The sequence below is a fragment of the Streptomyces sp. NPDC127092 genome, assembly GCF_042722475.1.
In the GTDB taxonomy this organism is placed as follows: domain Bacteria; phylum Actinomycetota; class Actinomycetes; order Streptomycetales; family Streptomycetaceae; genus Streptomyces.
On record NZ_JBHXFE010000010.1, the window covers coordinates 178,945 to 192,867 of the forward strand.

The following is a 13,923-nucleotide window of genomic DNA, read 5'->3' on the forward strand; positions in this document are numbered from 1 at the left end:
CGTCGGGCAATAGGGCGGAAGGTCATCGGATTTTCCGACGGCTGACGGGAACAAACGCCCGGCTGAGAGCAACTCCACATCACATCGTCATCACGAAGGCACGGGAACGACCAAGGTCGGTACTCACTCCCTGTAACGTCGATTGGGTGCGTACCGACATCTTTGCCCGGCTGGACCGGGAGCCGGAACCGCCGAAGATAGAGGTCCCGCGGATGACCCGTACGCGTCTCGCCCTCTTCGGCGGGACGCTGGCGTTCTATCTGGCCATCGTCGTCGCCGTACTCCTGTCGACGTGGCTGGTGACCCTCGACTGGAAGATCATGCTCTTCCGGCCCTACCAGCAGTGGCAGGAGCTCCACGCCTTCCTCGACTACTACGTGGTCCTGGGCCAGCGCGGCCCGACCGCCGTGATGGTCGCGGCCTGGCTCGGCTGGCGCTCCTGGCGTCAGCACACGCTGCGGCCGCTGCTCTGCCTCGGCGCCGCGCTGCTGCTGCTGAACGTGACCGTCGGCGCGGTCAAACTCGGACTCGGCCGCCTCGGCCCCCACTACGCGACCCAGGTCGGCTCCGCCGAGCTGTTCGCGGGCGGGGATATATTCCCCTCCGGCCACACCGCGAACGCGGTGGTGACCTGGGGCATCCTGGCCTATCTGGCGACCACGCCGAGGGCCCGCCGCTATCTCTCGGCGCTGTCGGCCGTGGTCGCGCTGGGCGTCGGCCTCACCACCGTCTACCTGGGTACGCACTGGCTGAGCGACGTGCTGCTCGGCTGGGCCGCCGGCCTGCTCATCCTGCTCGCGCTGCCCTGGTGCGAGCCGGTGCTTGCGGTGGCGGAGGCCTGGATCCTGGGCGTGCGCGACCGGCTGCGCGAGCAGCTGCGCTCCCGCCGCCGCCTGGTGCCCTCGCTGCCCGTCGCCGGCGGAGGCCCGCTGCCGGGCCATCTGTTCCCGCCGCGCCCGGGCGCCGAGGAGCCGGTCCGCGAGGCCGTCGGCGCCGGTTCGGGCCTGGGCACGGCCGCGCGGGGCACGGCCCGCCCCGGTCAGCCGCTCGCCGCGCCCCGGACGGCGCACCCCTCGCACCACACGGGGCATCACGCGGTGCGCTCGGAGCGCGGTCCGGTCGGCCCGGCCGGCAGCCGCCGTCCTCCGCACTCGCGTCCCGCGACGGGCGGCTGAGCCGCCGCACGCGTACGGGAGAGGGCCCCGGCCGATCGTCGGCCGGGGCCCTCTCCCTGTCGCTCCCCGTCGGCGCGGTCAGCCGAGCCAGACGCGGGTGACGACGCCGTCCTCGACCTCGAAGTTGATGCGCCCCTCCAGGTACTCCATGGTGATGATCGAGCCGGGCGGAAGGCTGCGCACGACGCTCCAGCCGCGGACCCGGGCGAGCCGCTCGGCCTCCTCCCGGTCGAGCCCCACATAGGTTTCGGAAGCGTGGTCGGGTGCGTGTTCGGATGTCATGCAGATCACGTTAGTACCTCGCCGGTCACGCTTGTGTCACAGGTTCTCGACATATGTTTGACGCGTCTCCGTCAGCCGGCGACGACGGTTTCCAGCCGTTTCCCGGGTAATTCACGGGCTCCTCCGCGAGGCGCCCACGGTGAACGCGCACACCGTCGGCAGGCGCTTCCCGAATTCCGTACGCGCGTGCCACGTCCGGGAATTCGGGCGGACCGGCAGGTCAGGCGGAATTCACGATTCCCCCGCACCCCGCGCACACGGTCCGCCGACCGGACGACGCGCCGGTCCGCCTCCCGCACCGCCCGCGCGACGGAGGCCATCATCCGGGGATGGGTACCGAGACCGAGACCGCGGCCGTCGAATCGCCGCGGCAGCGGCATGGCCGGATCGTGGTCGACTGGATCACCACGACCGACCACAAGAAGATCGGCCACCTGTACCTGGTGACCTCGTTCGTCTTCTTCCTCGTCGCCGGGGCGCTGGCGATGGTCATGCGGGCCGAGCTGGCCCGGCCGGGGCTCCAGCTGGTGTCGAACCTGGAGTTCAACCAGGCCTTCACCCTCCACGGCACGATCATGCTGCTGCTGTTCGCGACGCCCACCTTCGCCGGCTTCGCCAACGAGCTGGTGCCGCTCCAGATCGGCGCGCCCGACGTCGCCTTCCCGCGGCTCAACATGTTCTCGTACTGGCTGTTCCTCTTCGGCGGCCTGATGGTGCTCGGGTCCTTCCTCACGCCCACCGGCCCCGCCGCCTTCGGCTGGACCGCCTACGCCCCGCTCAACAGCGCGCTGCGCTCGCCCGGGATCGGCGTCGACCTGTGGATCATGGGGCTCGCGTTCTCCGGGTTCGGCACGATCCTCACCTCGGTGAACTTCCTGGCGACGATCATCGGGATGCGGGCGCCCGGCATGACGATGTTCCGGATGCCGATCTTCACCTGGAACGTGCTCTTCACCGCGATCCTCGTGCTCGTCGCCTTCCCCGTCCTCGCCGCGGCCCTGCTGGTCCTGGAGTCCGACCGGCGCTTCGGCTCGGTCGCCTTCCAGGCGCAGAACGGGGGCGCACTGCTGTGGCAGCACCTGTTCTGGTTCTTCGGGCACCCCGAGGTGTACATCATCGCGCTGCCGTTCTTCGGCATCGTCAGCGAGATCATCCCGGTCTTCGCCCGCAAGCCGCTGTTCGGCTACGTGACGCTGATCGCCGCGACGATGAGCATCACCGGGCTCTCGGTGGTCGTGTGGGCGCACCACATGTTCGTGACGGGGGCGGTGCTGCTGCCCTTCTTCTCGATGCTGTCGTTCCTCATCGCGGTGCCGACCGGGGTGAAGTTCTTCAACTGGACCGGGACGATGCTGCGGGGCTCGCTGTCCTTCGAGACGCCGATGCTGTGGGCGACCGGCTTCCTCGTGTCGTTCCTGTTCGGCGGGCTCACCGGGGTGATCCTGGCGTCGCCGCCGCTGGACTTCCACGTCACCGACTCGTACTTCGTGGTGGCCCACTTCCACTACACGGTGTTCGGCACCGTCGTCTTCGCGACCTTCGGCGGCTTCTACTTCTGGTGGCCCAAGTTCACCGGCCGGATGCTCGACGAGCGCCTCGGAAAGATCCACTTCTGGACGCTCTTCGTCGGCTTCCACCTCACCTTCCTCGTACAGCACTGGCTGGGCGCGGAGGGCATGCCCCGGCGGTACCCGGACTACCTGGCCGACGACGGCTTCACGGCGCTCAACACGGCGTCGACGATCGGCGCGTTCCTGCTCGGCGCGTCCACGCTGCCGTTCCTCTACAACGCGTGGCGGACCTGGCGGTACGCGCCGAAGGTCGAGGTCGCCGACCCGTGGGGCTTCGGCCGCTCGCTGGAATGGGCGACCTCGTGCCCGCCGCCCCGGCACAACTTCCTCGAAGTGCCGCTGATCCGCTCCGAGGCCCCCGCCTTCGACCTGCACCACCCCGAGTTCGCGGAGTACGAGCGGATGCGGCTCACGAGCCCGCCGCCGGAGCGCCGGCCGACCGGTCGAGGCCCCGGGACAGCAGGTCCCTGAGCGCCCGCACCCGGTCGACGAGCTCCGGCGGGTCGAGGACCTCGAACTCGAAACCGATCATCGACACGTGGACCACCATCAGGTCCAGGCTGTGGGCCCCGGTCCGCAGCACGCAGGAGTGCTCGCCCTCGGCGGTGAGCGTCCCGTCGGCGGCGCCCACGGCGGCGGCCGCCTCGGCGAGCGGCACGTGCAGCCGGATCGTCGCCTCGGTCGCGTACGCGGCGGTGGACACGCCCTTCGCCACATAGGCGGCCAGGTCCTCGGCGGGCGGATCCCGGGGCACGAAGCGGGGACCGTGCGGCGGCGTCGGCGTGATCCGGTCGGCCCGGAAGGTGCGCCAGCCGGCCCGGTCCAGGTCCCAGGCGACCAGGTACCAGCGGCGCTCGCTGCACACCAGGCGGTGCGGCTCCACGGTCCTGCGGGTGGCGGAGCCGCCGTGGTCGCGGTACGCGAAGCGCAGCCGCTCGGCGTCCCGGCAGGCGTTGGCGAGCTCGGTGAGAACGGCCGGGTCGATCCGGTCGCGCGGGGTGCGCAGCATGGGCACGGTGTACGCGTTCAGGGCGCCCACCCGGCGGCGCAGCCGCCCGGGCAGCACCTGCTCCAGCTTGGCGAGCGCGCGCACGGAGCTCTCGCCGATGCCCTCGATCCCCTGCCCTGCGGCGGCCCGGAGCCCGACGGCGACGGCGACCGCCTCCTCGTCGTCGAGCAGCAGCGGCGGCAGCTCCGCCCCGGCGCCCAGCTGGTAGCCGCCGCCCGTACCGGGCGTGGCGTTGACCGGGTAGCCCAGCTCCCGCAGCCGGTCCACGTCGCGCCGCACGGTCCGCGGCGTCACCCCGAGCCGCTCGGCGAGCTCGGGGCCCGACCAGTCACGGTGTGCCTGGAGCAACGAGAGCAGACGCAGCAGTCGCGCGGAGGTCTCCAACATGGCGACGAGTCTGCCAGCGATCGCGGACGGATACGGTCCGCGATCGCGCAGGCATCCCCTGAGGCCGCGCCCCCCCTGAGGGCACGTCCCCCCGGGCCGCTGCGGACTCCCCCGCCCTTCCTCCGCCTCAGCGGAAGCGGCGGACCAGCCTTCCCGCCGCCGCCTTCGCCGAGTAGACGGCGTCGACCGCCGCGCCCACCGCGCGGTGCGTGGCGGCGCGGAGGGCGGGGTGGGTGCGGGGGCGGGACGCGGAGGCCGAGGCCAGGTCGGCCCAGATCGTCTCGTGACGGCCGGCGATCCGCGCCGGGTCGAAGCGCTCGGAGGCCACCAGCGCGGCCTTGGCCGCCCGGGCCCTGGCCTCGTCGTCGTTGATGAGGGCGAGCAGCGCCGCCGCGACCGCCGCCGTGTCGTCGACGGGGACGAGCCGGCCGTCGACGCCGTCCTCGATGATCTCGGCAGGGCCGTGCGGACAGTCGGTGGAGACCACCGGGAGCCCGCAGCGCATCGCCTCGACGATGGTCATGCCGAAGGACTCGCGCCGCGAGGTGACCGCGGCCAGCGAGCCCTTGGCCCACTCCGGCTCCATCGGGTGGGCGGTGCCCATGAGGAAGACGTGCTCGCCGAGGCCGAGCCGCTCGACCTGCTTCGCCAGCGTCTTCTTCAGGTTGTCGGAGGCGTCGCCGGTGCCGTAGATCCGCAGCTTCCAGTCCGGGCGGGCGGCGGCCACGTCCGCGAAGGCGTCGATCAGCAGGTCGTAGCGCTTGACCGGGGTGAGCCGGCCGGCCGCGACGACGACCTTCGACGCGGGGTCGGCGGGCGGCAGGCCCGGCGCCGGCACGCTGTTGGGCACGGCGTCGACGCGTACGCCGGGCAGTCCGAGCGCCCGGTAGGAGCGGGCGTCGGCCTCGGTGACCGTGGTGACCGCGTCCAGGAGCGCGTACTCGTGCCGGATGTCGCGCCGCAGCCGGTAGCCGTGCCCGTCGAGGGTCAGGTGCTCCTGGCCGACGAGGACGGGGCCGCGCGGCGCCTGCCGGGCGAGCTGGACGTTGAGCCCCGGGCGGGTCGCGACGACGACGTCCGCCTCGACGGAGGCGAGGTGCGCGCCGATCCGGGCGTCGGTGAGCGCGCTGTATTGCTTCCAGCGGCCGTCGCCGCGCGGGAAGACCCGGGCGGGCCGGTGGAAGTCGGGGTGCTCGCCGTCGTAACCCGGGCTCTTCTTCCGCAGGTCGACGAGGTGCCGCAGCGTCACACCGGCGGGCACGCCGAGGATCGGCTCGTCGCGGTGGCGGAACACCGAGACAATCTCGACCTCGTGACGGCCCGCCAGCTCGGCCGCGAGCGTGAAGGTCGCCCGGATGGTCCCGCCGATGTGGTAGCCGTTGTGGAGCAGGAAGGAGATGCGCATGGGCGTGCCGGTTCCCCCCGGTCAGGAGCGTGGTCGTGGGCGACTGTACTGCCCCGGCGCTTCGGTGTTCACGGCCGGTATCCCAACTGGGGGACGGAAGCACAGGTCCTGTTCATGTCGCCCTGGGCGATCCAGCCGTGTCCGTCGCGCCAACGGGCCACGGACAGACAGGTCTCACGGGTCTTCGGCGGCTCGGCGAGGTGCTCGAAGCGGACCGGCAGCAACAGCCCGCGCGCGGTGTACGGCTCCGCCCGGTTGACGTACTCCTCGACGCAGGGACGGGTGAGCCCACCGGGCGCGGCGAGACAGGACCGCGCCGCGTCCGTGAACCACATGGCCGCCGCCCAGCCCTCCAGTTGCCACTGCGAGAGCGGCCGGCCGCCCATCGCCGCCCGGAACTCCCGTACGGCCGGGAAGGACGTGTCGTCGTGGTTGCGGCTGGAGCCGGTCACGTAGAGCGCGGCCCGGCAGCCGGGCGACTTCGCGTAGTCGCGCGGCACCGACGAGGACCAGTTCTGCACGTTGGTCACCTTGGCGGCGACCCGTACGCCGGAGGCCTCCATCGCCTCGCACAGCCGGGCGTTGCCGTGGGTGTCCATCGCGTCGAAGACGACGTCGGCCTTCTGCGCCCGCAGATCGGCCGCCACCGCGCGGAAGTTGGGCAGGACGAAGTCGACCTGTTCGTCGACGACCCGGTAGCCCTCGGCGCGGAGCCCCTGGGAGATCAGCCGGGCGTACGCGGCGGAGGCGGCCTGGTTGTAGGAGACGACGGCGGCGGTACGGGCGCCGAGGTGGGTCCTGAACCAGCGGTAGACCTCGGTGCCGCCGTACAGCACCCCGTCCCAGCCGGGCGCCTCGCCGGTGCGCGGGGCGGAGCTGCCGTAGATCCCGTAGAGGTGCGGGTACGTCTCGTAGGCCGGGGTCAGCGGCTGTCCGCCGATGTCGGGGACGCCGGCCCGGGAGACCCGCGGGGCGCCCGCGTAGTCGAGGGCGGTGGTGGCGACCAGGGCGAAGACCTTGCGCTCGTCGACCAGCCGGTGCACGCACGCGTTGTTGCCGATGCCGCTGCCGCCGTCGTCGCAGGTGATCGCCTCGATCCGGCGGCCGTCGAGCCCGCCGCGGGCGTTGAGTGCGGCGAAGTAGGCGAGGGCGCCGTCGCGCGGACCGGTGAAGGCGCCTCCGCCGACAGGGCTCGTGGCGCTGGTGATGATGCCGACGCGAAGCGGCTCACCGCCGGAGGGGTTGGCGGTGGGCCGCGTCTCGAAGGCGCGCTCCGGAAGCCGGCTGCCGCAGCCCGCGACGAGCGCGGCCAGGACGGCGAGGAGCAGCGCCAGTGCCGTCTCAGCAGCCCGGGACGGTCGCACCACTGACCTGGACGAGTCCGCAGAGGGTCTTCACGGAGACCTTCCAGGTGTCGTCCTGGAGGACGGAGGTGCCCTTGGCGTCGGGCAGGGCGTTGTTGCCGGCGACGAGCAGGTCGTAGGTGACGTCGGCGCCGGACGGCGAGGTGAAGTCGATCTTCTTGACCTTCACGGAGGTCTGCTGGGCGTTCTTGTCGCCCGCGAAGGCGGCGAGGACCGGTGTCATGCTCTCGCCGTTCTCCAGCAGCTTCACCCGCTCGGCGGTCGGGGTCTTCGGGTCGAAGAAGGCGGTCCAGTTCCTGGTGATCTCCGCCTTGGCCGCGGCCGGGTCGGCGGGCTGGTCGCTGGGCCGGGCGGTCGTCGTGGAAGGAACGGGAGGCACCGTGGGCGTGGCCTCGTCGGAGGCGGAACCTCCGTCGTCCGAGCAGCCGGCGACCACCGGCGTGAGGGCGAGGACCGCCGCGGCGGCGAAAGCGGCCGCGCGTCGCTTGAGAACCATCTGGCTCACCACCGGAGGGCCGGACGCGAGGGCAGACCGGGCGGCCTGCCGATTCCAGGGTGTGCCGATCGCGGACATAGCGCAAGGAAGGGAACTAAAGAGAACATAAAGGGTGGGGGTGAGGTGTGAGGGTGTGACGTGAGGTGTGGGTGTGCGACGTGAGGTGTGAGTGTGTGACGTCCCGGCCGAAGTGACCCGGCCGAAGGGAAAGGGAGGCTCCCGTGCCGTCGATTCCGCGGTCGGTCCGCCGGACGCCGGCTTCCCGGCTCCTGCTGTGGTGCGGGCTCGTGGCGGCGGCGGCCGGGGCGGTGCTGTGCGTCGTCGGCTGGTACGGCATCTCGGGCGAGCGCTTCGCGGAGCGCCAGCTGCCGTATCTGGCCTCGTGCACGGTCCCGGGGGCGGCGCTGATCGTGACGGGGGCGGTGCTGGTCGTGGGGGCGCTGTGGACGTACGGGGGCGCGGGCGGGGAGGCGGCGGCGAGGGCGACGGAGGAGCGGCCGGCCGAGGAGCCGGCCGAGGAGCCTGGGCAGGCGCCTTCCTCGGAGGAGCCGCCGCTGCGGGTGCCGGGCGGGACGCTGGCGCACCGGCCGGACTGCCCGCTGGTGGCGGGGCGGCCGGAGGCGGAGCCCGCGGGGGACGCGGAGCTGGCTCCCTGCCCGGTGTGTGAGCCGTGGCCTCGCTGACGTACGACCTCGTGCTCGCCGGGCTCGCCGTCGGCAGCGCGGCGGCGCTCACCGGCATCGGACTGATCGTCACCTACCGGGCGACCGGCGTCCTGAACCTGGCGCACGGCGCGGTCGCCATGATCTGCGCGTACGTGCTGCGCCAGCTGGTGGTCGAGTGGGGCTGGCCGCTGCCGCCGGCCGCGCTGGTGACGCTGCTCGTGGTCGCGCCGGGCATCGGCCTGGTCCTGGACCGGGCGGTGTTCCGGCCGCTGGCGCTGGCCGGCGCGGGTCCGGCGCAGACGCTCGTGGCGTCGATCGGCGTGTTCGTGCTGCTCGTGGGCGCGGCGGCGCTGATCTGGGGCGGCGGCGCGCGGGACGACGCGCCCGTGCTGCTCGGCGACGACCCGTGGGCGCAGCTCGCGGCGGCGGTGGCGCTGGCGTTTCTCGTGGGCGCGGTGACCCGGTGGACCCGGTTCGGCCGGGAGCTGCGGGCGGTCGTCGACAACCGGCCACTCGCCGTCCTGTCCGGCATCCCGGCGGACCGGGTGTCGGCGGCGGGCTGGGCGTTCGGCTCGTTCACGGCGGGCCTCACGGGCGTGCTGCTCGCGCCGTACGTGCGGCTCGACCCGTACGGGATGCCGCTGCTGGTGGTCGAGGTCATCGCGGTGGCGGTGGTGGCCCGGATGCGGAGCCTGCCGGTGGCGGTGGTGACCGCGCTCGCGCTCGGCGTGGCGCAGGCCCAGCTGACCCGGCTGCACCCCGGCGGCTGGCCGGGCGAACTGCTCCAGGCGGTGGGGGCGAACCTGTTCGTCGTGGCGCTGCTCGTGGCGGCGCTGGTGCTGCCGGGAGTGGGCGACACCGACGCGCTGCCGCCGCCGAGGGCCGCGCCGCGGGTCCCGCCGGGCGTCTGGCTGGTGACGGCCGTGCTCTTCCTCCTGCCGCTGGGCTTCGCGGGAGAGGACCTGACGACGGCGGTGCAGGTCCCGGCGCTCGCGGTGGTCCTGCTGTCGCTGGTGGTGGTCTCCGGCCGGGGCGGACAGATCGCGCTGGGCCAGGCGGCGTACGCGGGTCTCGGCGCGCTGTTCACCGGCCTCCTCACGGCGGCCGGCCTGCCGGAGCTGGTGGCGCTGGGCGTGGCCGTGCTGTGCGTGGCGCCGCTCGGTCTGCTGACCGGCCGGCCCGCGATCCGCCGCCACGGACTCGCCCTCGCCCTGGCGACCCTCGCGGTCGGGGTCGCGGTGAGCCGCTTCGTCTTCGCGCAGCCGTACGCGACGGCGGGCGTGACGCTCGACCGCCCGGCGGGCTTCGGCCACGACCGCGCGTACTACGCCCTGGAGCTGGTGCTGCTCGCCGGCTGCCTGCTCCTGGTCGCGGCCCTGCGCCGGGGCCGCACGGGCCGCGCGCTCGCGGCGCTGCGCGACCACGAGCCGGGCGCGGAGGCGGCGGGCGTGCCGGTGGCCCGCCTCAAGCTCCTCGCCTTCACCCTGGGCTCGGCGCTGGCCGCGCTGGGCGGCGGCCTCCTCGGCATGGGCGTCCGCGCCTTCGATCCCGACGCCTTCGACCCGGTGCGCGGCCTCCTCTGGTTCGCCGCCGTCCTGGTCCTCGGCGCGGACACCCTCCTCACCCCCCTCCTGGCCGCCACCCTCCTCGTGGCCCTGGACGCCGGCTCCCACGCGGGCGTCGCGGCGGCCCTGATCGGCCTCCTCGCCACCCTGACGGGCCGCGTCCCCCCGCTCGTCCCGGCCCTGCTGCCGAAACCGCGCCGGGCGGCGGCCCCCGCGAGCGGGCCGACGACGACCGCCGCAACCGCCCGGGCACGCACGCGCCGACCCACGACGGCCCCTGCGGCCGCTCCCCGCCACCCAGGCCGGCAGCCACCCGCCCCGGCACCGCCGGAGGCCCCCACGACGCGCGCCACCACCCCTCCGCACCCGACCACCGCCCGGCCCGCGCCCAGGACGCCCCCGCACACCACGGGCCCGACCCACCCGGGCGAAGGCCCGGGCCAGGACAGCCACCCGGACCCCAGGGCCGAAGGCCGGGCGGAGGCCCGACAGCCCCCGGCCTCTGGCGACGCCGCATCGCGCGCCGGAGAACCGGCGGACGGGCCGCCACGGGTGGGACGGGCGGGGGCCGGCAGTCCGGGCGGAGGGCGGGCGGCGGGACCGTCGGCCGCGGGCGGCGGCGGACCGGGGGCCGGACGGTCGTCCGCGCGCCGGCCGCAGGCCCGTCTCGTCGCGCGCCGGCTCAGCCTCACCTACCCCGGTGGGCTCACCGCTCTCGACCGGGTCGATCTCGATCTCCGGGCGGGTGCGGTCACCGCCGTCGTCGGGCCGAACGGGGCGGGCAAGAGCACGCTGTTCGACTGCCTCGCCGGAACCCTCCGGCCGACCGCCGGCCGGGTCGCGCTCGACGGGGTGGACATCACGAAGCGGGCCGCCCACACCAGGCACCGCCTCGGGATCTCGCGGACCTTCCAGCAGCTCGCCGTGTTCCCGTCGCTCACCGTCGAGGAGAACGTCCGCGTCGGCGCCCGCGGCCGGGACGCGGAGACGGCCGTCGAACAGGCGCTGCGTCTCGTCGGGCTCGCGGGGCCGGTCCGGCGGGCGGCGGCGGCCGGGCTGCCGACCGGGACGCTGCGCCGGGTCGAGCTGGCCCGGGCGCTCGCGGCCGGGCCGCACACCCTGCTCCTGGACGAACCCGCCGCCGGGCTCGACGCGGGCGAGACCGACGCCCTCGCCCGCGTCCTCGCCGCCCTCGCCGCCGACGGCCTCGCCGTGCTCGTGATCGAGCACGACCCGGATCTCGTCGCGGGCATCGCCCGCACCGTCCACATCATGGAGGGCGGCCGGATCGTGTCCAGGAGCGGGCCGTGACCGTCGAGATCGCCCTCCGCGCCGCGCGGGTCCGTTATGGCCCGCTGGAGGCCCTGCACGGTCTCGACCTGGCACTGCCGGCCGCCACCGTCACCCTGCTGCTCGGCCGCAACGGCTCCGGCCGCACCACCGCGCTGCGCGCGCTCGCCGGGACGGTGCCGCTCGCCGCAGGACGCGTCCTGTGGCGCGGTACGGACGTCACGGGACTGCCCGCCCACGCCCGGGCCCGCCGCGGGCTCTGCTTCGTACCGGATCTTCGGGCGGTGTACGCGACCCTCACCGTCGCCGAGAACCTGGACCTGGTGGCCCCCGGCCGCCAGGACGCGGCCCTCGCCGCCTACCCGGAGCTCGCGCCGCTGCTCGGCCACCGCGCCGGCACCCTCTCCGGCGGTGAGCGGCGCATGCTCGCCCTCACCCGCGCGCTGCTCTCCCCCGCCCGCGTCGTCCTCGTCGACGAGCCGTCCCTCGGCCTGTCCCGGGCCGTCGCCTCCCGTACGTACGGCCTGCTCGCCGCACTCGCCCGCCCGCCCCGCTCCGCGGCGGTCGTCCTGGCCGAGCAGCGCGTCCCGGGCGGGCTGCCGCCGGGCTCGCTCGCGTACGAACTGAGCCGGGGCTCCCTCGCCGGCGCGGGTGAGCTCGTGTAGGAGGCCGTGAGCCCCACAGCGCGGCGGGGCGCTTCTAGAGCGGGGCGATCCGCAGCATCGTGCCTACCGTCAGCCGGTTCGGGTCAGGGCCGATCGCCGAACGGTTCGCGGCGTACAGCGCCTGCCAGCCGCCCTTGACGGCGAACCGCCGGGCGATGGCGCTGAGCGTGTCGCCGGGCTGCACGACATGGGCGCGGCCGCTCAGGCCGTACCGCCGCGAGCACACCGGCCAGGCCCCCCAGCCCTGGACGCGCAGCACGTCCTCGGCGACCGTGATCTGCTGGGCCCGGGTCGCCAGGTCCGCGCGCCGGGCGTAGCGGCGGCCGCCGAACTCGTCCCAGGTGGGCTGCCAGAACTGCAGCCCGCCGTAGAAGCCGTTCCCGGTGTTGGCGCGCCAGTCCCCGCCGCTCTCGCACTGCGCGACGCAGCCCCACGGCCACTGGTCCTTCACACACGCCTCGACGGGCGTGGGAGCGGCGGGCGCCCCCGCCGTGCCCGTCGTCCCCGCGACCGCCACGGCCTCCGCCGGAGGTGCCAGCAGCGCGGCCGTCAGCAGGCATCCGGTCGTCCACCATCGGATCTTCGACATCGGGGCAGGCTAGGCAGCGGCCCCGGAGCCCGGCCCCGTGCCGCGCGGAACGCCGTTCACATCCCACCCGGTCGGCGGCACGGCCCGCGGCGCCGCTCCTCAAACATTTGTCGGCCCTCCACGCGTGACCCCGGCCGAGCCTTCCCCGTTGAACTCGGCATGAGACGACCGGGAACCGCCCGCCGTCGCACGCAATGAGTCCAGGGAGCCCCCCGTGCCGCGCATGCTCGACGTCAGCGAGGACGTACGCGCCGAGATCGGCGACGAAGAAGCCGACCGGCTGCTCGCCGGCGACAACGCCCCGGGCAGCTACGACTGCACCTCCTGCCGGACCCCGGGCGACTCCGAGCAGGAGCGCACCAGCACCGTCCTGTTCGTCGGCGAGGAGACCGCCGTCCTCGCGTTCGCCCACGCCAGCTGCATTCCGTCCCAGGTCGTACGGGTCGCCGAGGAGCAGCTCCAGGGCGCCGTCGCCTCCATCACGGCGGCCGACGCCGCCGGCTCGCTCTCCGCCGCCCACCCGGAGCAGGCGGTCCTCGGCGTCACCAGCGGTCTGGTCCTGATCCAGGGCGAGCTGCACCCGGCGCTCGTGGTGGAGCCGACCGCGCCGGTCGCCCGCCCCGGCTCGGAGGGTCTGACGGACGAGTTCCTGCCGCTGCTCGTCGAGCAGGGCTTCCAGCCGGTCGCCGACCTCGAGCACACGCCGGCCCCGCTGCCCGGCTGGTCGGTCCTGGTCGCCATGGGCCAGCTGCACTCGGTGCTCCAGCCGGGTACGGGCGGCACGGGCCAGGTCGCCTGGTGGCAGGCGCACCAGCCGCTGCAGGTCACCGAGGGCTGGCGGGCCGCGGCGAACAAGTCGCACACGGTGCTCGTCTTCGCCGCCCCGGTCGGTTCGATCGGGCAGCAGCCGCGCGAGGACCTGCTGCGCGACGCGCTGGAGAAGGCCGCGGCCAACGGGCGCCTGGTGGCCGCCGCGATGCCGCTGGCCGGCACGTGATGGACCACCCGCGACCCGGCATAGGGCCGGCCCGCGTCCCGGGGGTGCCGACCGTGCCGCGCCCCCGGGCTCCGCTTTCGGAGGCGCATCGCCCGCATCTCACGGACGGCGGGGTCGTTGGCACATACGTGCACGCATACGACCCATTTCGCCAGCAGTATCCGAGTCCGACCCCGAGTCCCGTGCCGAGCGCGATCCCCGCGATGCGCCCGGCGCAGGACGGTTCGGCGGGTTTTTCGGCGACTCCGATCTACGACGCCCTGTACTCCGAGTACCGCCGGTCGTTCCGTACGCTGCCGGGCGACCGCAGCGGCGAGGAGGAGCTGGGCTTCCGGGGCTTCGCCGGAACGGGAGTGGCGCGGCACCGCCAGCAGACGGGCTGGTCGTCGGCGTACGCGCTGCCGCCGGGTTCGCGGAGCGGCGGCATGTAGCGCCTGCCGGACCAGGAGGAACGGCCGAGGGC

General features: G+C 74.3%; 13 protein-coding genes. 7 read left to right on the top strand and 6 right to left on the bottom strand.

Features of this window, described 5'->3' with window-relative positions:
- Positions 1-146 precede the first annotated feature (146 nt).
- Positions 147-1,175 carry a phosphatase PAP2 family protein gene (locus ACFWJO_RS11515; protein ID WP_386864502.1) on the top strand — a complete coding sequence of 343 codons (1,029 nt, stop codon included), beginning with the start codon at positions 147-149 and terminating at the stop codon, positions 1,173-1,175.
- 78 nt (positions 1,176-1,253) lie between these two features.
- Here ACFWJO_RS11515 and ACFWJO_RS11520 read toward each other — a convergent pair whose 3' ends face one another.
- Positions 1,254-1,457, bottom strand: a complete 204-nt coding sequence (locus ACFWJO_RS11520) for an I78 family peptidase inhibitor (protein ID WP_386864504.1) — start codon at positions 1,455-1,457, stop codon at positions 1,254-1,256.
- 329 nt (positions 1,458-1,786) lie between these two features.
- On the opposite strand from ACFWJO_RS11520, the gene ctaD reads away from it, so the two are divergent.
- Positions 1,787-3,499, top strand: coding sequence for a cytochrome c oxidase subunit I (ctaD, locus tag ACFWJO_RS11525; protein WP_386864505.1), 1,713 nt, complete (start codon positions 1,787-1,789; stop codon positions 3,497-3,499).
- Here ctaD and ACFWJO_RS11530 read toward each other — a convergent pair.
- The 4 genes from ACFWJO_RS11530 to ACFWJO_RS11545 all read right to left on the bottom strand — a co-directional run bounded on the left by ACFWJO_RS11530 (position 3,438) and on the right by ACFWJO_RS11545 (position 7,689).
- The gene (locus tag ACFWJO_RS11530; RefSeq protein WP_386864506.1) at positions 3,438-4,424 is read right to left on the bottom strand and encodes a helix-turn-helix transcriptional regulator; all 987 of its coding nucleotides are present in this window, start codon (positions 4,422-4,424) and stop codon (positions 3,438-3,440) included. The genes ctaD and ACFWJO_RS11530 overlap by 62 nt on opposite strands.
- Positions 4,425-4,551: 127 nt before the next feature.
- On the bottom strand, positions 4,552-5,829 hold the full coding sequence (locus ACFWJO_RS11535) for a glycosyltransferase (protein WP_386864507.1): 1,278 nt from the start codon (positions 5,827-5,829) through the stop codon (positions 4,552-4,554).
- Positions 5,830-5,897: 68 nt separating this feature from the next.
- A complete protein-coding gene (locus ACFWJO_RS11540) occupies positions 5,898-7,193 on the bottom strand; it encodes an ABC transporter substrate-binding protein (RefSeq protein WP_386864508.1) in 1,296 nt (431 codons plus the stop codon).
- Positions 7,171-7,689: a hypothetical protein gene (locus ACFWJO_RS11545; protein WP_386864509.1), complete on the bottom strand. Its 519-nt coding sequence runs from the start codon at positions 7,687-7,689 to the stop codon at positions 7,171-7,173. The genes ACFWJO_RS11540 and ACFWJO_RS11545 overlap by 23 nt, the downstream gene beginning before the upstream one ends.
- A gap of 221 nt (positions 7,690-7,910) precedes the next feature.
- Here ACFWJO_RS11545 and ACFWJO_RS11550 point away from each other — a divergent pair, with 221 nt between their 5' ends.
- From ACFWJO_RS11550 to ACFWJO_RS11560, 3 genes are read left to right on the top strand one after another with little or no spacing between them, the layout of a single operon-like run.
- On the top strand, positions 7,911-8,372 hold the full coding sequence (locus ACFWJO_RS11550) for a hypothetical protein (RefSeq protein WP_386864510.1): 462 nt from the start codon (positions 7,911-7,913) through the stop codon (positions 8,370-8,372).
- Positions 8,360-11,230 (top strand): ATP-binding cassette domain-containing protein, encoded by a 2,871-nt coding sequence (locus tag ACFWJO_RS11555; protein ID WP_386864511.1) that lies wholly within the window; start codon positions 8,360-8,362, stop codon positions 11,228-11,230. Before ACFWJO_RS11550 ends, ACFWJO_RS11555 begins: the two co-directional genes overlap by 13 nt.
- Positions 11,227-11,874 (top strand): ATP-binding cassette domain-containing protein, encoded by a 648-nt coding sequence (locus tag ACFWJO_RS11560; protein WP_386864512.1) that lies wholly within the window; start codon positions 11,227-11,229, stop codon positions 11,872-11,874. Before ACFWJO_RS11555 ends, ACFWJO_RS11560 begins: the two co-directional genes overlap by 4 nt.
- A gap of 34 nt (positions 11,875-11,908) precedes the next feature.
- Here the strand turns inward: ACFWJO_RS11560 and ACFWJO_RS11565 are convergent, their stop codons facing one another.
- Positions 11,909-12,463, bottom strand: a complete 555-nt coding sequence (locus ACFWJO_RS11565) for a transglycosylase family protein (protein WP_386864513.1) — start codon at positions 12,461-12,463, stop codon at positions 11,909-11,911.
- 214 nt (positions 12,464-12,677) lie between these two features.
- Between ACFWJO_RS11565 and ACFWJO_RS11570 the strand changes: the two genes are divergently transcribed.
- Together ACFWJO_RS11570 and ACFWJO_RS11575 are read left to right on the top strand one after the other, a co-directional pair.
- A complete protein-coding gene (locus ACFWJO_RS11570; RefSeq protein WP_384416402.1) occupies positions 12,678-13,460 on the top strand; it encodes a hypothetical protein in 783 nt (260 codons plus the stop codon).
- A gap of 182 nt (positions 13,461-13,642) precedes the next feature.
- A complete protein-coding gene (locus ACFWJO_RS11575; RefSeq protein WP_386864514.1) occupies positions 13,643-13,891 on the top strand; it encodes a hypothetical protein in 249 nt (82 codons plus the stop codon).
- The last annotated feature ends 32 nt before the right edge of the window (positions 13,892-13,923 follow it).